The sequence below is a fragment of the Ruegeria sp. C6 genome (genome assembly GCF_056537625.1).
Genome location: NZ_JBQFRW010000001.1, coordinates 560,846 through 577,204 on the forward strand (window position 1 = coordinate 560,846; position 16,359 = coordinate 577,204).

The 16,359-nt window shown below is 57.1% G+C and carries 21 protein-coding genes; 13 read left to right on the plus strand and 8 right to left on the minus strand.

Translation table 11 applies throughout. From position 1 onward, the window contains the following. Positions 1-41 precede the first annotated feature (41 nt). Positions 42-1,055, minus strand: coding sequence for an AraC family transcriptional regulator (locus ACR0MJ_RS02735; RefSeq protein ID WP_170565787.1), 1,014 nt, complete (start codon positions 1,053-1,055; stop codon positions 42-44). Between the two features lie 339 nt (positions 1,056-1,394). On the opposite strand from ACR0MJ_RS02735, the gene ACR0MJ_RS02740 reads away from it, so the two are divergent. The 6 genes from ACR0MJ_RS02740 (at position 1,395) to ribD (ending at position 4,947) form a co-directional block, all read left to right on the plus strand. Next, entirely contained in the window at positions 1,395-1,820 is a 426-nt protein-coding gene (locus tag ACR0MJ_RS02740) for a thiol-disulfide oxidoreductase DCC family protein (protein WP_480759038.1), read from the plus strand. Then, the gene (locus ACR0MJ_RS02745; RefSeq protein ID WP_480759040.1) at positions 1,810-2,364 is read left to right on the plus strand and encodes a DUF4166 domain-containing protein; all 555 of its coding nucleotides are present in this window, start codon (positions 1,810-1,812) and stop codon (positions 2,362-2,364) included. Before ACR0MJ_RS02740 ends, ACR0MJ_RS02745 begins: the two co-directional genes overlap by 11 nt. Before the next feature lie 77 nt (positions 2,365-2,441). Then, positions 2,442-2,843, plus strand: coding sequence for a hypothetical protein (locus ACR0MJ_RS02750; RefSeq protein ID WP_255612048.1), 402 nt, complete (start codon positions 2,442-2,444; stop codon positions 2,841-2,843). Between the two features lie 6 nt (positions 2,844-2,849). Further along, the gene (locus ACR0MJ_RS02755; protein WP_170403327.1) at positions 2,850-3,260 is read left to right on the plus strand and encodes a secondary thiamine-phosphate synthase enzyme YjbQ; all 411 of its coding nucleotides are present in this window, start codon (positions 2,850-2,852) and stop codon (positions 3,258-3,260) included. A gap of 119 nt (positions 3,261-3,379) precedes the next feature. Beyond that, positions 3,380-3,850, plus strand: coding sequence for a transcriptional regulator NrdR (gene nrdR / locus ACR0MJ_RS02760; protein ID WP_039534475.1), 471 nt, complete (start codon positions 3,380-3,382; stop codon positions 3,848-3,850). Continuing rightward, positions 3,847-4,947, plus strand: a complete 1,101-nt coding sequence (gene ribD / locus ACR0MJ_RS02765) for a bifunctional diaminohydroxyphosphoribosylaminopyrimidine deaminase/5-amino-6-(5-phosphoribosylamino)uracil reductase RibD (RefSeq protein WP_480759046.1) — start codon at positions 3,847-3,849, stop codon at positions 4,945-4,947. The genes nrdR and ribD overlap by 4 nt, the downstream gene beginning before the upstream one ends. A 3-nt stretch (positions 4,948-4,950) precedes the next feature. Here the strand turns inward: ribD and ACR0MJ_RS02770 are convergent, their stop codons facing one another. The 3 genes from ACR0MJ_RS02770 to ACR0MJ_RS02780 all read right to left on the minus strand — a co-directional run bounded on the left by ACR0MJ_RS02770 (position 4,951) and on the right by ACR0MJ_RS02780 (position 9,464). Beyond that, positions 4,951-6,948 carry a capsular polysaccharide biosynthesis protein gene (locus tag ACR0MJ_RS02770; RefSeq protein WP_480759049.1) on the minus strand — a complete coding sequence of 666 codons (1,998 nt, stop codon included), beginning with the start codon at positions 6,946-6,948 and terminating at the stop codon, positions 4,951-4,953. A gap of 3 nt (positions 6,949-6,951) precedes the next feature. Next, positions 6,952-8,085: a polysaccharide biosynthesis/export family protein gene (locus tag ACR0MJ_RS02775; protein WP_170663731.1), complete on the minus strand. Its 1,134-nt coding sequence runs from the start codon at positions 8,083-8,085 to the stop codon at positions 6,952-6,954. Positions 8,086-8,165: 80 nt separating this feature from the next. Then, complete coding sequence (locus tag ACR0MJ_RS02780; RefSeq protein WP_480759052.1) at positions 8,166-9,464, minus strand: capsule biosynthesis protein; 1,299 nt, start codon at positions 9,462-9,464, stop codon at positions 8,166-8,168. 140 nt (positions 9,465-9,604) lie between these two features. Between ACR0MJ_RS02780 and ACR0MJ_RS02785 the strand changes: the two genes are divergently transcribed. Then, positions 9,605-10,192: a riboflavin synthase gene (locus tag ACR0MJ_RS02785; protein ID WP_170512828.1), complete on the plus strand. Its 588-nt coding sequence runs from the start codon at positions 9,605-9,607 to the stop codon at positions 10,190-10,192. Positions 10,193-10,195: 3 nt separating this feature from the next. Here ACR0MJ_RS02785 and ACR0MJ_RS02790 read toward each other — a convergent pair whose 3' ends face one another. Further along, positions 10,196-11,251 carry a phosphatase PAP2 family protein gene (locus ACR0MJ_RS02790; RefSeq protein ID WP_480759057.1) on the minus strand — a complete coding sequence of 352 codons (1,056 nt, stop codon included), beginning with the start codon at positions 11,249-11,251 and terminating at the stop codon, positions 10,196-10,198. A gap of 319 nt (positions 11,252-11,570) precedes the next feature. Here ACR0MJ_RS02790 and ribB point away from each other — a divergent pair, with 319 nt between their 5' ends. The 4 genes from ribB to ACR0MJ_RS02810 are packed head-to-tail and all read left to right on the plus strand — an operon-like array spanning position 11,571 to position 14,090. Continuing rightward, positions 11,571-12,692 carry a 3,4-dihydroxy-2-butanone-4-phosphate synthase gene (gene ribB, locus ACR0MJ_RS02795; protein WP_170403318.1) on the plus strand — a complete coding sequence of 374 codons (1,122 nt, stop codon included), beginning with the start codon at positions 11,571-11,573 and terminating at the stop codon, positions 12,690-12,692. Positions 12,693-12,694: 2 nt separating this feature from the next. Then, positions 12,695-13,246, plus strand: a complete 552-nt coding sequence (locus ACR0MJ_RS02800; RefSeq protein ID WP_170396313.1) for a 6,7-dimethyl-8-ribityllumazine synthase — start codon at positions 12,695-12,697, stop codon at positions 13,244-13,246. Next, the gene (nusB, locus tag ACR0MJ_RS02805) at positions 13,243-13,725 is read left to right on the plus strand and encodes a transcription antitermination factor NusB (RefSeq protein ID WP_170396315.1); all 483 of its coding nucleotides are present in this window, start codon (positions 13,243-13,245) and stop codon (positions 13,723-13,725) included. The genes ACR0MJ_RS02800 and nusB overlap by 4 nt, the downstream gene beginning before the upstream one ends. 59 nt (positions 13,726-13,784) lie before the next feature. Further along, the gene (locus ACR0MJ_RS02810; protein ID WP_480759062.1) at positions 13,785-14,090 is read left to right on the plus strand and encodes a hypothetical protein; all 306 of its coding nucleotides are present in this window, start codon (positions 13,785-13,787) and stop codon (positions 14,088-14,090) included. Between the two features lie 215 nt (positions 14,091-14,305). Here the strand turns inward: ACR0MJ_RS02810 and ACR0MJ_RS02815 are convergent, their stop codons facing one another. Both ACR0MJ_RS02815 and ACR0MJ_RS02820 read right to left on the minus strand, forming a co-directional pair. Continuing rightward, positions 14,306-14,731, minus strand: a complete 426-nt coding sequence (locus tag ACR0MJ_RS02815; protein ID WP_170626627.1) for an SRPBCC family protein — start codon at positions 14,729-14,731, stop codon at positions 14,306-14,308. After that, positions 14,728-15,048 (minus strand): metalloregulator ArsR/SmtB family transcription factor, encoded by a 321-nt coding sequence (locus tag ACR0MJ_RS02820; RefSeq protein WP_170422312.1) that lies wholly within the window; start codon positions 15,046-15,048, stop codon positions 14,728-14,730. The genes ACR0MJ_RS02815 and ACR0MJ_RS02820 overlap by 4 nt, the downstream gene beginning before the upstream one ends. A gap of 117 nt (positions 15,049-15,165) precedes the next feature. On the opposite strand from ACR0MJ_RS02820, the gene ACR0MJ_RS02825 reads away from it, so the two are divergent. Next, complete coding sequence (locus tag ACR0MJ_RS02825; RefSeq protein WP_480436653.1) at positions 15,166-15,585, plus strand: MmcB family DNA repair protein; 420 nt, start codon at positions 15,166-15,168, stop codon at positions 15,583-15,585. Here the strand turns inward: ACR0MJ_RS02825 and ACR0MJ_RS02830 are convergent. Then, positions 15,582-15,770, minus strand: coding sequence for a DUF6324 family protein (locus ACR0MJ_RS02830; RefSeq protein WP_170396325.1), 189 nt, complete (start codon positions 15,768-15,770; stop codon positions 15,582-15,584). The genes ACR0MJ_RS02825 and ACR0MJ_RS02830 overlap by 4 nt on opposite strands. A 78-nt stretch (positions 15,771-15,848) precedes the next feature. Between ACR0MJ_RS02830 and ACR0MJ_RS02835 the strand changes: the two genes are divergently transcribed. Next, the gene (locus tag ACR0MJ_RS02835) at positions 15,849-16,331 is read left to right on the plus strand and encodes an N-acetyltransferase family protein (protein ID WP_480759069.1); all 483 of its coding nucleotides are present in this window, start codon (positions 15,849-15,851) and stop codon (positions 16,329-16,331) included. Positions 16,332-16,359 lie beyond the last annotated feature (28 nt).

Consider the following 16,359-nt stretch of genomic DNA (forward strand, 5'->3'; position numbering starts at 1 on the left):
GCGAGGTGATTGGGCTGATGACCCCCGGCCACTTTTTAGCTTCATGAAAGCGGATGAGAGACACGTTTGCGAAAAGCGGTCGGGGCCTGACCCGTCCAACGTTTGAAGGCGGTGGAAAACGCAGCCTGATCGGAATAACCGAGCGAATACGAGATTTCGGACAGATGCATACCGTTCTTGATAAAGGTCTGCGCCAGGTCACATCGTAAATCTTCAACGATCTCACGATATGAGGTGCCTTCATCAGCCAGGCGGCGAGCCAATGTTCGAGGGCTTAGGCCGAGCTGGGTGGCGGCGTCGTCCACCTGTACGATTCCCCCCGGCATCGCATCTGTGATCAACCCTTCGATCTGTGCTCGGGTTTTCTGTCTTGGCGACTGTCTTTCGGCCAGCAGGCGTTCGCCAAATTCAACCAAATGCGCGCGCAGGCTAGGGTCGTAAGTTGGGATCGGTGTTTCCAGCGAGGGCAGCGACAGGATGATTTCCAAGCGTTCGGCCCCGAAGGTAACTGGGAAACCTCCGATCTTCTGGTAGGTGGCTTGGTGTTGCCCAACTGTGTGCTGAAACCGTATCTCAATCGGATTCAGATTCAACTGAGTCAACGCCCGCATCCGGGCGATGGCGCCAAACAGCAGGAACTCGGTCCGCCGATGATAGCGGGAAAAGCTCGGGTCTTTCCAATCGGCCTCAAGCGAGGCAGCGTTACCTGAAAGGCGCAGATTGAAGGCCAGGGCCGGGTCGATAATGCCATGAAACCGCGCCGTATTCTCGATCACCTGCTTCAGATCACGAGAGTATTTGCTGATATAGGCCGTAATGCTGGAAGAAGAACTGAATTCCAGACCCGCCCGCGCGCCAAAGGTGATATCGCCAAGTGCATCGCAGGCGTGTCGGACAAACAGCGCTTCTTTGTGGGCGCTGTACCTTTTGGCAGGCGGTTCAATATCGCTGCGGGTCAATGCGCAGTCACTCAGGACCTGTTCCACCACGGTCGCGCTTGCGTGATCCTCAAGGGTCCGTGTCAGCAATTGAATGCGTGAAATGTCGACGTCCATCACCCAGCCCAAAAAACGCGTTACTGTAATACCGTTACCCTAGCGGCAAACCGTGGCAATGCGCCAGCCTCGGTGCTGATACCCAGGAATTGACCGCAACTCACAAAGATATGGCAGAAATGGCCATGTCCGTAGCCTTGGCCAATAGCTACATGACCGGTGTTGTCGGGTCAGCGCCTTTTGGGGAAAAGGTCAGAGCCTGAGCGAGCGGTCCACCAAGCCGTTTCAACGGGTTCCCCGGCACGCCCCTCTCATTCTTCTGGTCAGTCATGTCGCATTGCTGCGGCGCATTCGACGTGACAGCATCACGGGGAACCTTTTGTTATTTCTTGATCTCTCGTGGCTGATGATCTTTCCATCGATACAGATTTGATCGTCTTCGACGGTGAATGCGTGCTGTGTTCAGGGTTTTTTCACTTCATGTTGCGCCATGATCGAGATCAGAAATTTCTATTTGCAACTGCGCAGTCACCGCTTGGGCAGCAGCTTTATACTCTCCTGAACCTGCCGACAGACGAATTTGAAACCAATTTGGTGATCGTCAAAGGAAAGGTGCACCAAAATCTCGACGCATTTGCCGCTGCGATGCGTGCATTATATGGTCCGTGGCGGGTATTGTCCTTGTGTCGATACCTGCCGAGGTTTCTGAAGAACCCGCTGTACCGGATGATTGCCCGTAACAGATATGCGCTATTTGGGCGGCGGGATGAGTGCCTAGTTCCTGATCCTTCTCTCAGATCGCGGTTTGCCCAAGATGGATTCTGATCGTGATCCATTCCTGCAGGCGCTGGGTATAGATGAAGCTGTGCCTGGATTGGTCAGGGATTTGCACAGCGGGGAAGGTCGCTACTCTGGTCGATGCATCATTCAGCGTGGCCGAGGCGTTTTGGTCGCGCTGGCACTTCGCATCGGGCGATTTCCACCTGCGGGCGAAGATCTGCCGGTTACCCTCACGATCCGAAAGCCTGGCGCATATTGGCAATGGGATCGAGATTTCGCAGGCCACAAAACGCGTTCACGGATCACTTTTGATCCGCTTCGTGGCTGGGTTCGGGAACAGATCGGCGGGCTGACGATATGGCTGCAGCCAGTGCGAACCGATAAGGGGCTGACCATTGAGATCCGCCGCCTCGCTTTATTTGGCATTCCGTGTCCGGGGTTTCTTTTGCCACGTTCCGGATCGACCGAGGCTGAGGACGCACAATTGAGGTTTCGCTTTGACATTTCGGCGACAGCACCGGGATTGGGACACCTGATCCGCTATCAGGGATGGTTAGAGCCTGTTCACGAACCACGTGGGTCAAGCTGACATGATCGTTAGTTCGCTTTGCTGACGATGGCGACGCACTAGTCTATATTTCACATGGAAACAGGAAGATGGTCACAATGAAACAGACAATACTTTGCGCATTTGCAGCACTGCTTATGACCAGCTCTGCGGGCGTTGTCGATGCAGCGCCGAACGGTTATCGAACAGAACCGATGAGCGGCACAGACTTCGAGGTCATTCCAAGGACACGTCAGGATACTGATGGATATTGGTGCGCCGCTGCTGATTTTGCCCGCCGGAAATTGGGTGCTGGGTGGCAGCAACAAATCTACGTTCTGCGCGGCTACGGCCCCAGCGTGACAACGGGACGCCGGACGGCGGTACAGTTCACACTGAAACAACCCGCCAATGTCCCGCAGAAAGGCAGCTTTTCGGTCACAGCCGGGTTCCAGCCGGGTGACAGCATGTCGGTACAGGGCGCAAATGCGCGGTGCGGCGTCCGTCCGTTTATCAATTGACCTGCGATGCAGACAGAATTCTCGATCCAGACACAGGGCGTGGGGCTCTATGAGATTACCGCCCCTGTGCGCAGTTGGCTGAGGCCGGTTTCGGACGGTTTGCTGACGCTCTTTGTACGCCACACTTCTTGTTCGCTGCTTATTCAGGAAAACGCCGACCCCGAGGTGCAGACTGACCTGCGCGCATTCTTTGATCGGTTGGTGCCGCAATCGGATCATCCGTCGATGGCTTATCTGCGCCACACCTATGAGGGGCCGGACGACATGCCAGCCCATATCAAGGCCGCGATGATGCCTGTATCGCTGTCGATACCGGTGTCAGATGGGGTACCTGCGCTGGGCACATGGCAGGGGATATATCTGTTTGAACACCGCAACGCGCCGCATGAAAGAAAGGTCGCTGCGCATTTTGGGTGACGCTTTATATTGGGGTGGAAAATTCCGACTACCCAAACCCTAGAGGCTGTCCTATAGTTGTGGATAAGTAAGCCGCAGCGCTTACAAAAAGTGGCCAGCTAGGGACGAGGAGACGGCGGATGCGCTGCCCGTTTTGCGGAAATATCGATACTCAGGTCAAAGATTCACGCCCGGCAGAGGATCACGTCGCGATCCGTAGACGACGGTTCTGCCCGGCCTGCGGCGGACGGTTCACCACCTATGAACGCGTGCAACTGCGTGATCTGGTCGTCATCAAAACCAACGGTAAGCGCGAAGACTTCGACCGCGACAAGCTGGAACGCTCGATCCGTATTTCGATGCAGAAGCGGCCCATTGATCCCGATCGGATTGATCAGATGATCTCCGGTATCGTGCGCCGTCTTGAAAGCATGGGGGAAACCGATATCCCTTCGAATAAAATCGGTGAAATTGTAATGGAAGCGCTGGCCCGGATTGATACGGTCGCATATGTTCGCTTTGCGAGTGTGTACAAGAATTTCCAGGCGGCCGATGATTTCGAGGAGTTTGTCCACGAGTTGCGCCCGCCGCAACCTTCGACGGATGAGTGAGCGATACAGATAAGCGATATATGGCGCTGGCCCTATCATTGGGGCGGCGCGGCCAAGGCACCTGCTGGCCGAACCCGTCCGTCGGGTGTGTCGTCGTGCGCGATGGACGCATCGTTGGTCGCGGCTGGACGCAGCCCGGGGGTCGTCCGCATGCAGAACCTATGGCTCTGACGCAGGCGGGTGAGGCCGCGCGAGGTGCCACCGCTTATGTCTCGCTTGAACCCTGTTCACACTACGGAAAGACGCCGCCCTGTGCCGAGGCATTGATTGAGGCCGGTGTTGCCCGTGTGGTTTCGGCGATCGAAGACAGCGATCCTCGGGTCGCTGGGCAAGGGTTTGCCATGTTGCGCGAGGCCGGGATTGAGGTCACCACCGGTATTCTGGCGGAACAGGCGGCACGCGACCACGCAGGGTTTTTCCTGAAAACCGAGCAGGGCCGCCCGTTTGTGACTTTGAAACTGGCCAGCAGCTTTGATGGACGGATTGCTACGGAAACCGGGCACAGTCAGTGGATCACAGGTCCAAATGCTCGCCGCGCAGTGCATGCGATGCGTGCGCGCCACGATGCGGTGATGGTTGGGGCAGGGACAGCGCGCGCCGATGACCCGTCGCTGACAGTTCGTGATCTGGGCGTGCAGCATCAGCCGGTGCGCGTGGTGGTCTCGCGCCATCTGGATCTGCCCTTGATGGGGCAACTTGCGCGAACCGCGTCCGATATCCCTGTCTGGCTCTGTCACGGCCCCCACCCAGACCCCGAGCGTGCGCGCGCATGGGAGGGGTTGGATGCCCGTCTGATCCCTTGTGCGCTGGATGGTCATCACGTGGATGCGGCTGATCTGTTGCAGCAGCTTGGGCAGGCCGGATTGACGCGTGTCTTTTGCGAAGGCGGATCAGCATTGGCTGCATCTTTGCTAAAGGGCGATCTGGTCGATGAGTTGGTCGGTTTTACAGCGGGGCTGACCATCGGGGCCGAAGGTCTGTCCGCGATCGGGGCACTGAGGCTTGATACTCTGGATACTGCCCCCCGATTTGATCTGATCGAAACACGGGTCGTAGGCGGCGATATCCTACATCGCTGGGCGCGCGTGACGCACTAGCCTTCAGCGCCACCAATGCGCATGCGTCGCCAGTGCGCCCTGAAATTTGGACAAGATGCGATTTACGGGTCCGGTAAGGGATGGCGCACCCTGCGCAAGCCGTTCGACCGCGATTTCGACGGGGCAGGTCTGTCCCGTCACCGGATCGAGATAGCGGGGGTAGTCAATCAGCGTTGCGTGCACCAATCCCATCAGCGAAGGCCGCGCGCCACGTCGCGCAGGCACTGCCCCCAGATCACTCGTCAGCCCCCAACCGGCATAGAAAGGCGCACCGAGAGTGGTGACCCGGACGCCACGCAGCAAAGCCTCGAACCCCAGCAGAGAGGTCATAGTCCAGACCTCATCCACCTGTCCAAGCAGGGTGGCAGGATCGGTGCCTTCTACGATGACATCGGCCAGATCGGTTTCGATCTTGCCGTCGCGCAGACCAGCTTCGACATCCGGGTGCGGTTTATAGATCAACACAGCGTCGGGATTGGCCTCGCGCGCCGCGCGCAGCAGATCGAGATTGGTGCGGATATTGCTTGTTCCCAGCCGGATTGAGGCGTCATCTTCTACCTGACCTGGCACCAGAATACGATGCCCCGTCGGTAGGTCCGGGGCGGGGTGGCCGATGTTGTACTTGCTTAGGCCCTCGGTCAGCAGCCGGGCTGTCAGCCGCTCGGCGCGGAGCCTCTGATCAGGGCGCAAGGTTTCGCGCGTGGTGATCCATTCTTCCAGGCGGCTGGGATGCGTTGGATCGTAGTAGATGCCGATATCATCGGTCACCAGCGACAGCGGTGGAACCAGCTCCGCGCCCAACCCGCGGGATCGTAAAAAGCCATCCTCAATCCGGGTTGCATTCAGCGTCTCACCGGCTCGGCTGGCCCAGACCATATGGGGTTGTTTGGTGTTCTCTGGCTGCTCGGCCACGAAACGCACCTTATGGTGCTGGCCGAAAATGCGTTGCAGGTGGCGGCGTTTCCATACCCGCATCCCGGAGGCGGTCCAGCCTTTGTGGTCCTGCCGCCAGGCCCGGGTTTGCGCCTCAAGCGTATCGAGCACGCATTCCAATTCGCACAGGCGATCATGGTAGGGATCGTACCAACGCGGATACAAGATCATCGCAGCTGCAAAAAGCTGCGCCCGCGTAAGATTCCGTTGGCGACGGAGCAGGGGTGCATCATCTTGCGTCAGCCCCCACCCAGCGTAGAATGGTTGCCCGAACACGCGAGGTTTGTGCCCGGCCAATATCGCCTCAAATCCCATCTGCGAGGACAGCGTGTAAACCCCGATGGCCCCTTCAAGCAGCGACCATGGACTTATCGGGCTGTCGAGGATCGATATTCTGTGACTCAGATCCTGATCGGAAAAGTATCCCTTGCGGTGGCCTGCCGTGGTTTCGGGGTGGCTTTTGATGAGGATGCGTGCGCCGGGGTTTTCCTCTTGCGCGATTACCAGCATCTCGCGGAACCGTGCATAGTCGCCGTTGCTTGCGGTGACGGCAGCATCTCCCTGCGTCTGGTCGATCACTAGAACGTAGCCAGGATCGGGAGGCGTCAGATCAAGGTCAAAGGCCGAGTATTTGCTCAGATGCAGCTCTCGGATGCGCGCGATTGCGCCTCGCGCGCGATCCAGCAGGGCGGTGTTATCCAGCGGATGCGTGACCAACAGAGTTTCCAGATCCGAAGGCACACTCGGATCAAAATGCAGACCCGATCGATCCAACAACAGACCCATGGGTGCCTCACCGCTTCGTCCAGGGTGCAGAGACCGCAGGAACGCGTCTTCGACCCTCAGGACGGGCACATCGCGTTTCTGCGCGATACCCATGCCCCGATGGGCTGTCGGGCTGTTGCCCCAAACCCCGACCAGATCGTCTGGCTGTGGCAGTCCAAGCCGGATGTCATACCCGGCCAGAGACAATATACGACGCAGCCGCGACTGTGACAGGAACCCACCGTTGTAAACAAAAAGCCGGGAGCGTTCGCCCCCGGCCGTGTTCTCCGATTCAGAGAGCATTCATCAGTTACCCGTAAGCGTCGCCACATTCGCAAATGGCGTCAGACCTCCAGCAATCAGCGAGACAGATTTGCTCCACTGTGCATATGGGGCCTCGGTGACATATATCGTGTCATCGTCTCGGATCACGAAATCGCGGGCGATGAACAGGCCATTGGGTGCGGTCAGGTTCAGCAAATAGATCATGCGCTGATCACCCTGTAGCTCGGGACGTCCCATGACATTGCGCGCCACATCCTGCCGTTCCTCACGCAGAACAAAAATACCGGTCGGGTCTGAAGATAGCGGCTGTAGGCCTCCGACCTGTGCCAGCGCCTCAAGGGCGGATAGGTCCTGACTTTCAAAGGCCACGCGGGATTGCCCGCCGGTCGAACCCAGCGCGATGTATGAGCGGCTGTCCTGTTCGACCAGAATGCGATCGCCGCCGCGCAGGGCGATATCGGTTTCCGGGTTGCGGAACAGATCGTCGTACCAGATGGTTCCTCTTTGCTTGCCCCTGATCACAGTGACCAATGCGATATCGGATGCAACTGCCACCCCGCCTGCTTGCGCGAGCATGGTCGACAACGAGCCAGTCGGTCGCTCAATCGGATAGATTCCCGGCGCACCGATAGTTCCGGTCAGAGAAACGGTCGACCCATCACCCGGAGTACGCGACACTTGGACCTGCGGATCCGGAGTCTGTTCTTCCAGCTTCGAGGAAATCAACGTGCGGAGCTGCTCAGGCGTATTGCCCGCTGCACGCAGCCGCCCTGCATAAGGGACAAATATGTAACCTTCGCTGTCGACCTGCACCTGATCCAGAACGGTTGCGCCACCGGCTGCGGAACTTAGCAACCCATCCTCGACATTTTCCCAGATGCTGAGGCTCAGAATATCGCCGGGGCGTACGGTATCGGATGCGACGCTTTGCGCGCTGCGGAAGGATTTCGAAAACCCGTATTGCGGAATCACCGATGTGGCCCGCGCAACACGGTCGTCGACCTCAACCACAAAGGCGTTACCCCCGTTTTCGACCGACCCGGCTAGAATTTCGTTTTTGTTCGGTCCGGATTTGGGAAGCTGGCATGCTGCCAGCAGGCCAAGGGCCGCCACAAGGGAAACCCCCCGGATCCATCGGGTAGGAAAGCGCTGCACTGCCGATTTACCTCAATCGTCTTTGTTTTGGGAAGGTTACCCGCATCGCTTCGAAACATCCAGCAGCAGGTTGCCCGCGATCATTCAACAACGCGCAACTGTGGCGCTGTGGCCTCTTTATCGGAGAGCAACCCTTGATAGGGGTCCTGAGCCGATAGCATCATATCAGCCGCTCGCCGCAGCAATTGACGACGCCCTTGGCGAGAATAGAACCCCCCGGGGACTTGGCAGGTTTCCAGAAGAAATTGGCGATAAGCCCGATAGGCCTTGCCGCCCGGGGCATCTGGCTGGGCAAAGAATGCCTCAATCGATTGCCGAGATACGAATTCGGGCTTGTCATAAACCGACTGCCCAAAAATCCGCAAAGGAATGCCGCGCCACAGAACCTGCTGGCCTGCCGTGGAATTCACCGTCACGGCGGATTTTGCATCGTCTAGCAACCTGGCCAGCTTACCACCGGGCACATAGTGAATTCGGTTTGTGATGCCGTGCTGTGCTGCAAGCTGGCGCGCCCGCAGCCGCAGCGGTTCACGGTGGTTCTCAAGCGGGTGTTCCTTGATGACAAGGTGGTGATGCGCAGGGGCGCCTTTGGCGAATCCGGCGATCACTTGTTCGAGAAAATCGGACATACCGGAAAAATCCGAGTGATATTGGACCGAGCTGTCATGCCCCAATTGCAACAGCACAAGGTGATAGGGAAAACCGCTCCACCTGACCTGTGCTGTGGCCCAGCCCCGCTGTAGCCTGTGAATGGGCATCAGACTCAGACGTTTGAAGTACAAACGAAACTCTTTCGAAACCGGCAGCTCTCGATGGGGTCGGAAATTCCGGTATCTGCGATTCAGAAACAGCACGAACCAGTGATAGAGGGCACCGTAAAAGATGTGCTGGCGCATATCGCCCCAATGGGAAGGCGGTGGGGGGGCGTGCCCTTCGGACTGTTCCAGCGCCGTCTGCATCTGCGCCACATCCAGTTCCATCAGGCGTGAGTTTCCGTTCGACCCGTTTCGTTCATAGGTCACCCACCAAGGGCGCAGGTAGCCTTCTTCAAACACATGAACAGTGGTCCCGCGTGCTTTGGCAATCTCAACTGCGCGTGCATGCACGGGCCGGGTGTCGCCATAGAGCACGATATCGGTCACATCATAGTGGGTGAGCAATTCGCTTAAGGTCTCCGGCCAATCATCTGGCGCGCCGCGATATGGAATGTAACTGGATTTGTCGCCCCAGAAAGCCTGATCGCCCGCGTTGAAGCCGACCCGCCAGACCTGAGCACCCGCAGCCCGCAGCATCCGACCAAGCGCGTTAAAGAACGGACCATGCGGTCCTTGTAGAAACAGGAACACACGCCGGTTAGGGCTGTTGGCCAAAGGGATCATGCGGTCTGCTCGTGTGGTGACTTTTGGTGCGTTTGTATAAAATTATGCCTCTTTGTCGTTTTCACGGCAAGGCAGGGCTTGCCGGTAGAGCTACGTGCCTTTACCTCGGCTATTGAAGCTAGGTTCAGAGGGTTAATGACATGTTCACAGGGATCGTCACCGATATTGGCACCGTTACCGAACTGGACCAGCAGGGAGACCTGCGGGCACGGATCAAGACAAGCTATGAAACGGCGGGCATTGATATTGGCGCTTCCATCGCAAGCGATGGCGTCTGTCTGACCGTCATTACACTGGGCGATGACTGGTATGATGTCCAGATCAGCGCTGAGACGGTTTCGAAAACCAATCTGGACAGTTGGCAGTTGGGCAAGCGCGTCAACCTGGAACGTGCCTTGAAAGTCGGGGATGAATTGGGAGGGCACATCGTCTCGGGCCACGTGGATGGCGTGGCAGAGGTGGTCTCTGTGATAGACGAGGGTGACAGCACGCGGGTGACATTGCGGGCGCCGGCCAATCTGGCCCGGTTTATCGCTCCGAAAGGGTCCGTCGCGCTGAACGGCACATCGCTGACGGTTAATGATGTGGACGGGTGTGACTTTGGTATCAACTTCATTCCCCACACCAAAGAGGTCACCACATGGGGTGACGTCTCGGTTGGTGATCGCGTGAACCTTGAGATCGATACTCTGGCCCGATACGTCGCGCGACTGGCCGAGATGTCCTGACCTTCAGGTGGAAGGTCCAAATTTGGCCGTCAGCCTCTTGGACAGCCACCAGAAGCATGAAGCCAGCAGGATTGAGACATACCCGTCGATGGCGTAGTGCCAGGCGAGGTGAACCGAGCCTAATAAGATGATGAAGACAAACACCGACAGCGCCCAGCCGAGCCAACGCGAATAGGTGAAGCCGTAGAACGCCAGCAGCACGGTAGAGGCAACATGCATGCTGGGCATCGCCGAGATTCCGCCTGCTAGCCCATTATTCCGATAACCATCCAACAGCATTTCATGCACATTCAGCGCCCAGACCGGGCTGATTTCGTGTGAATTGCGTAACAGCTCTATCTGCGGAACGAAGTCAGAGCCAAGATTGAAGGGTTCGTAGTAAACGGGACCAACCGAGGCAAAGATGGTTGCAATCACGTTGCCGCCTACAAACCAGCACAATGCAAACGCAACCAGAAAAACGGTGCTGCGGTTCGGGTCACTGCGGTCCAGACAGGCGACGCAAACCGCAATGTAAATCATGGGAAACCAGATGTGATAGGCGCCATTTATCGCAGTGGTTACGATCGGTGATCCCAAAATGGGCCATAGCAAAGTCCACGGATCGACGCCGCCGTGCAGAAACCGGTCCCATTGTACAAATTGCTCATCCCAGAGTGTCGGATTCACAGCATGTATTTCGTTCTTCAGGAAGGTATAGGTCAGGATAAGAGCGACGATGCTGAGAAAGCAGATAACCGCATCGGTCGCTTTTTCAACATCTGCCATCTTGGATTGCAGATCTTGCAACATCCATTGAATTGGCTTTTTGGGTCGCACAACGAACATGGCAACGCCAAGTCGCCAAAGAACGAAATTTGCGAACATGAAACCAAGCAGACGAACTGAGATGACAATCAGGGAAGAGGTCGAAAAATCCCAATATGACCGTCCTACATAGATGCTAACGGCAATGGCATAGACCATCTGCAGTGCAATGAGTGATAGCAGCAGCCTGTTTCGCCGAAGGGCGCTTACACGCACGAAATTCGCAGCGGGCAGATCAGCGGTCTTAGACACTGGGCTCAAATTCTCGTCTAGCTAGGACATTATACAATGACTGGTGCCCAGGATATCAGGCGATCCAAGGGCCCAATTGGGGCAATTTGTGGACAAAGTTCACGCAACCGGCCTAAAGGTTCAGCTATTGGCAACAATGCGCAGAAAAGGCCTAAGTCAAAACTGGCGCATAGGATTGGTAAACTGAGTTGGCACCAGATTTCATCGCTGGCCCTATAGCGCTGGGCATATCAATCTATCTCGCAATGCTTACAGGCTGGTCTTTGCGTCCACTCTGGTCTATCCCGCCATTCAAACCCGTTGTGCGAAAGGCTGCCCTATGAGTTTTGAAACCCCCGGACCGGTAGAGGCCCAATTGCGCGAGGCGATCAGTCCGATTGAAGAGATCATCGAAGAGGCCCGTAAGGGCCGGATGTACATTCTTGTGGATCACGAGGACCGCGAGAATGAGGGTGATCTGGTGATCGCGGCCGAGTTCGCTGACGCGGAGGCGATCAATTTCATGGCGACCCATGGGCGCGGGTTGGTCTGCCTGCCGATGACGGCTGAACGAATCGATAGTCTGGGGCTGCCGATGATGGCGGTGAACAACTCGTCGCGTCATGAGACAGCCTTCACCGTGTCTATAGAAGCCCGCGAGGGAGTTTCGACGGGAATATCGGCCGCTGATCGCGCACTAACGGTGGCGACCGCGATCAACGAGCAAAACACTATGGCTCACATAGCGACCCCAGGCCATGTCTTCCCCTTGCGCGCCAAAAGGGGCGGGGTATTGGTGCGGGCGGGGCATACCGAGGCCGCCGTTGATATCTCGCGTCTTGCCGGGCTGAACCCCTCGGGCGTGATCTGCGAGATCATGAAGCCCGATGGCACAATGGCGCGCCTGCCTGATCTGGTCGCCTTCGCCAAAGAGCATGACATGAAGATCGGCACGATCAGTGATCTGATCGCCTATCGCTCGCGTAACGACAATCTGGTGGTTGAAACTTCGCGCGAGACAGTGAATTCCGAATACGGTGGCGAATGGGAGATGCGGATTTTCACCGACCAGACCCACGGTATCGAACACGTTGTCATGATCAAGGGCGACATCACAACGCCCGAGCCGGTCCTGACCCGGACCCACGCCCTGCATGAAGCGCCCGATATTCTGGGTCTTGGCCCGAAATCTTCACGAGAGCTGCCCCGCGCGATGGAAAAGATCGCCGAAGAGGGGCGCGGCGTCGTTTGCCTTTTCCGTCAGCCGCGAAATTCGCTGTATGCCGCAGACGACGAAGGCCCGCGCACGATCAAGCAAACCGGTCTGGGTGCGCAGATCCTGTCCAAGATGGGTATTCAGGAACTGGTGTTGCTGACAGACTCGCCTGAAACCGTATATCTGGGGCTCGACGCGTTTGGACTGTCAATCGTCGGCACCCGCTCGATCCTCAAGGAAGACTGATAATGGCTGAAAAAGACAAACATGGCATTCTGCCGACTCCCAGCTTCGACAAGCCGGTGAAACTGCTGCTGGTGGTGGCTCCGTTCTACCGTGCCATCGCTGACAACATGGTCGCTGGTGCCAAGGCCGAGATCGAGGCCGCAGGCGGAACCTGCGACGTGGTCGAAGTGCCCGGTGCGCTGGAAATCCCAACCACTATCGCCATGGCCGACCGCCAGTGTAACTACGACGGCTATGTCGCGTTGGGCTGTGTCATTCGGGGCGAGACGACGCATTATGAAACCGTCTGCAACGACTCTAGCCGTGCAATCCAGTTGATGGGCCTGCAGGGCCTGCTGATCGGCAATGGCATCCTGACTGTCGAAAACGACGAACAGGCCGAGGTACGTGCAAACCCCGAAAAGATGAATAAAGGCGGTGGAGCGGCGGCTGCGGCCTTGCATCTGATCGCGCTCAGCCGTAAGTGGGGCTCTTCCAAAAAGGGCGTGGGCTTCAAGCCACCGTCCGAGTCCATCCTTGTGGCGGGCGACAGCAACGGACCCACGACAGCATGACCCAGACAGACGCGCCGAAACCGGCCAACCAGAAACGCCTTATGAAATCCGCCGCCCGGCTTTATGCCGTGCAGGCACTGTTCCAGATGGAGCAGTCGGGCCAGACGACTGAACAGGTTGTGAATGAGTTTCTGGATCATCGGTTTGGCGCGGTCTACGAGGGGGATGAGATGCTGGATGGCGATATTAGTGTCTTCCGTAAGTTGGTGGATGACGCCGTGAACTACCAGGCCACCATCGACCAGATGACCGATCGTGCATTGGTCGCCAAATGGCCTATTGCGCGCATCGATCCGACCCTGCGCGCTGTGTTTCGCGCGGCCGGGGCTGAGTTGACCCAGAGCGACACGCCGCCAAAGGTCGTGATCACCGAATTCGTCGATGTCGCACGTGCGTTCTTCCCGGAAGGCAAAGAGCCCAAATTCGTGAACGCTGTGCTGGATCACATGGCGCGCGAAGCCCAGCCCGAGGCGTTCTGACGCCTTTACCGCGACCCTGCATGCGCTAGACTCACCATCACAGCGCAAGGAGGTTCGCCATGCCCAAACTGGTCCGTCTCTACATTACGCAAGTCATCTGGGGCTTTGTGATCTCGGCCGTCTTTGTCGGGGTGCTGCTGGCGCTCAACGTGGCCAATCTACGGCATCTAATCACCAGTTCGGAAATTGGTCTGATCGCGTTGGCCATGATCTGGTTCATGAACGGGATCGTCTTTGCGGGTGTGCAGTTCGCCTATGCTATCATGAGCATGGCTGAGAAGCCGAACAAACCAAGTGGTGGAACACCGATTGCTCATGGTTTGAAGCCTGCGCCGATCAAACAGGAAGTGCGCGCAGGGCGCTGATTTATTAGGTAAATATGTGGCGGGACCACCAGTCAACCGTGCGGTTTGATTCCCGAGGACCTGTATGTACAGGTGGGCGCCAGGTAATCAGGCCAGGACCTAAACAGAGCCAGCCCCCTCGGAATTGCTTAAGGCCACCAGAATGCTACCTGTCACAAGAAGGGCAGAACCCGCCACGGGCCTAAGTAGGGCCTGAAGCAGGTTCGCACAAGGGGTTAAGCATCAACAGTTTCGTGCAATGCGGTGCGCATCTTGCCGAAATGTTCATCCCATCCGTCATCCAGCGAAAGGATCAGGCCAAAGGCGTCAGCCCCTTGAGGTAAGCCCTCGTGCAGCAGTCCAAGGCGTGTACCGCCGGCGACGGGTTCCAGCGTCCACTTGACCACACTTTCGGCGCCGCCCATCGGTTTTATGGTGAATGTATATTCAAGATACTCTGGACGTCTCGCTTCACGCACTTCACCCCAAATCAGAAGGTCGCCACTGGTCGTCCCGAACATCTCAAGCTTTTGTCCAGCAGCAAGGGGACGTTCGGGTTTGTGAAACCACTCGGCCAACCGGTCGGGATCAGTCAAATAGTCCCAAACGACTTCCGGTGTGGCGCGGAGAAAGATTGTTTTCTGCAAAACTGCGTCTGTCATTTCTTATTCCCTTCGATAGCTTTCTTCAGATTTGCGAGGCGATCATCCCAGAACCGGTCGAAGTAGCTGAGCCAGTCCAGAACCGGAGCCATTCCTTTGGGTTCAAGGCGATTGATGCGTTCGCGTCCACGAGCTTCGACGGTGATCAATCCTCCGTCGGACAAAACGGTCAGATGCTTTTTGACGGCCGCGCGAGTCATGTCGAAACGCTCGGTTAGTTGAGCGATCGTCATATCCTGCGCTGCCAGCATCTGAACGATGTCGCGGCGGGTCGGGTCCGCCAGAGCGCGAAATGCGTTTTGGGTCTGTGTCTTCATCGGGCACCTCTTATTGGATACCATTTGGTTTCATATTATTGCGATACCAAATGGTACCATGTCAAGCTGCTTGATTTTTGTTCATGAATTGTTCACATTCTCGGAATGACACTAATTATGCAGCCCGGACAAAAGCTGGCCCGTGGTGTTTCGCGTCACTTGTTGACCCACGGCTATGTTTCGATTGAAGAATTTGTCCCCACCCGAGGGTTGCGTGTCGATGTGATGGGGCTGGGCCCTAAGGGTGAGATATGGGTGGTCGAGTGTAAATCCAGCCGCGCCGATTATCAGTCGGATTCCAAATGGCAGGGCTATCTTGACTGGTGTGACCGATTCTTTTGGGCGGTTGATACGGATTTCCCGACCGAGCTTCTGCCTGCGGAAACAGGCTTGATCATCGCTGATGCCTATGATGCCGAAATCATCCGTATGGGGCCAGAAAGCAAGCTGGCCCCGGCGCGGCGCAAAAAGATGGTTCAGAAATTCGCGATGGATTCTGCGCGTCGGTTGCAGGCCTTGCGTGACCCCAGGGTTTAGCTTTTGATGGCGCGCGCGGCTTGGGCTGCGGCGCGGATTTCCTCGGCGATTTCTTCGGCCTCTTCGGGGTCGAAATCCATTGGAATCTCAATTCCGGCACCTTCAATGAACAGCCGCACCATACCATGATCGGTGGGGCCGATCTGCAGGTTCGCTTCGATATCGCGTTCGGTATTGATGCTCATGTTCGCCTCCGGGAAATGCGCTTTGGTGCTAACGCGCGATGGGTTGAGAATCAAGCCGACTATGGGGTCAGATAGGGCATGGTGACGGCAACGCTCAGACCTTTCCGCGCCGAGGATGCGCCGTGGCTGGTAGAACAGCATGACCTGCTCTATTCCCGCGACGAGGGGTTTGATGACAGTTTCGGCCCGCTGGTTGCCCGCATTCTGACGGAATTCATCGCGGATCATGATCCAACTTGCGAACAAGGCTGGATCGCCGAGTGCGACGGGGATCGTTTGGGTAGTATTTTCTGTGTCAGGCTGGATGATCAAACCGCCAAGCTGCGGTTGTTTCTGCTGCTGCCCGAGGCTCGTGGACAGGGGCTGGGCAAGCGGCTACTGACTGCCTGCATGGGTTTCGCCCGCGACGCAGGATATCGCCAGATGGTGCTGTGGACCCATGAGAGTCACGCCGCCGCTTGCGGGCTGTATCGTGCGTTTGGGTGGGAGCTTGTCGACAGCAAGCCGGTGCATTCCTTCGGTGTCGATCTGGTCGAACAAAGCTGGCGAATTCAGCTTTAATCCCCTTGCAATCCCCGTACGCCTTCGC

What these genes read in the sequence shown, in the direction of transcription:
- ACR0MJ_RS02835 (WP_480759069.1), top strand. Translation starts at nt 15,849, where the DNA reads ATGGTGACGGCAACGCTCAGACCTTTCCGCGCCGAGGATGCGCCGTGG.
- ACR0MJ_RS02830 (WP_170396325.1), bottom strand. Translation starts at nt 15,770, where the DNA reads ATGAGCATCAATACCGAACGCGATATCGAAGCGAACCTGCAGATCGGC.
- ACR0MJ_RS02820 (WP_170422312.1), bottom strand. Translation starts at nt 15,048, where the DNA reads ATGAAGACACAGACCCAAAACGCATTTCGCGCTCTGGCGGACCCGACC.
- ribB (WP_170403318.1), top strand. Translation starts at nt 11,571, where the DNA reads ATGAGTTTTGAAACCCCCGGACCGGTAGAGGCCCAATTGCGCGAGGCG.
- ACR0MJ_RS02800 (WP_170396313.1), top strand. Translation starts at nt 12,695, where the DNA reads ATGGCTGAAAAAGACAAACATGGCATTCTGCCGACTCCCAGCTTCGAC.
- ACR0MJ_RS02770 (WP_480759049.1), bottom strand. Translation starts at nt 6,948, where the DNA reads ATGCTCTCTGAATCGGAGAACACGGCCGGGGGCGAACGCTCCCGGCTT.
- ACR0MJ_RS02815 (WP_170626627.1), bottom strand. Translation starts at nt 14,731, where the DNA reads ATGACAGACGCAGTTTTGCAGAAAACAATCTTTCTCCGCGCCACACCG.
- ACR0MJ_RS02750 (WP_255612048.1), top strand. Translation starts at nt 2,442, where the DNA reads ATGAAACAGACAATACTTTGCGCATTTGCAGCACTGCTTATGACCAGC.
- ACR0MJ_RS02735 (WP_170565787.1), bottom strand. Translation starts at nt 1,055, where the DNA reads ATGGACGTCGACATTTCACGCATTCAATTGCTGACACGGACCCTTGAG.
- nusB (WP_170396315.1), top strand. Translation starts at nt 13,243, where the DNA reads ATGACCCAGACAGACGCGCCGAAACCGGCCAACCAGAAACGCCTTATG.
- ACR0MJ_RS02780 (WP_480759052.1), bottom strand. Translation starts at nt 9,464, where the DNA reads ATGATCCCTTTGGCCAACAGCCCTAACCGGCGTGTGTTCCTGTTTCTA.
- ACR0MJ_RS02825 (WP_480436653.1), top strand. Translation starts at nt 15,166, where the DNA reads ATGCAGCCCGGACAAAAGCTGGCCCGTGGTGTTTCGCGTCACTTGTTG.
- nrdR (WP_039534475.1), top strand. Translation starts at nt 3,380, where the DNA reads ATGCGCTGCCCGTTTTGCGGAAATATCGATACTCAGGTCAAAGATTCA.
- ACR0MJ_RS02755 (WP_170403327.1), top strand. Translation starts at nt 2,850, where the DNA reads ATGCAGACAGAATTCTCGATCCAGACACAGGGCGTGGGGCTCTATGAG.
- ACR0MJ_RS02810 (WP_480759062.1), top strand. Translation starts at nt 13,785, where the DNA reads ATGCCCAAACTGGTCCGTCTCTACATTACGCAAGTCATCTGGGGCTTT.
- ACR0MJ_RS02745 (WP_480759040.1), top strand. Translation starts at nt 1,810, where the DNA reads ATGGATTCTGATCGTGATCCATTCCTGCAGGCGCTGGGTATAGATGAA.
- ACR0MJ_RS02785 (WP_170512828.1), top strand. Translation starts at nt 9,605, where the DNA reads ATGTTCACAGGGATCGTCACCGATATTGGCACCGTTACCGAACTGGAC.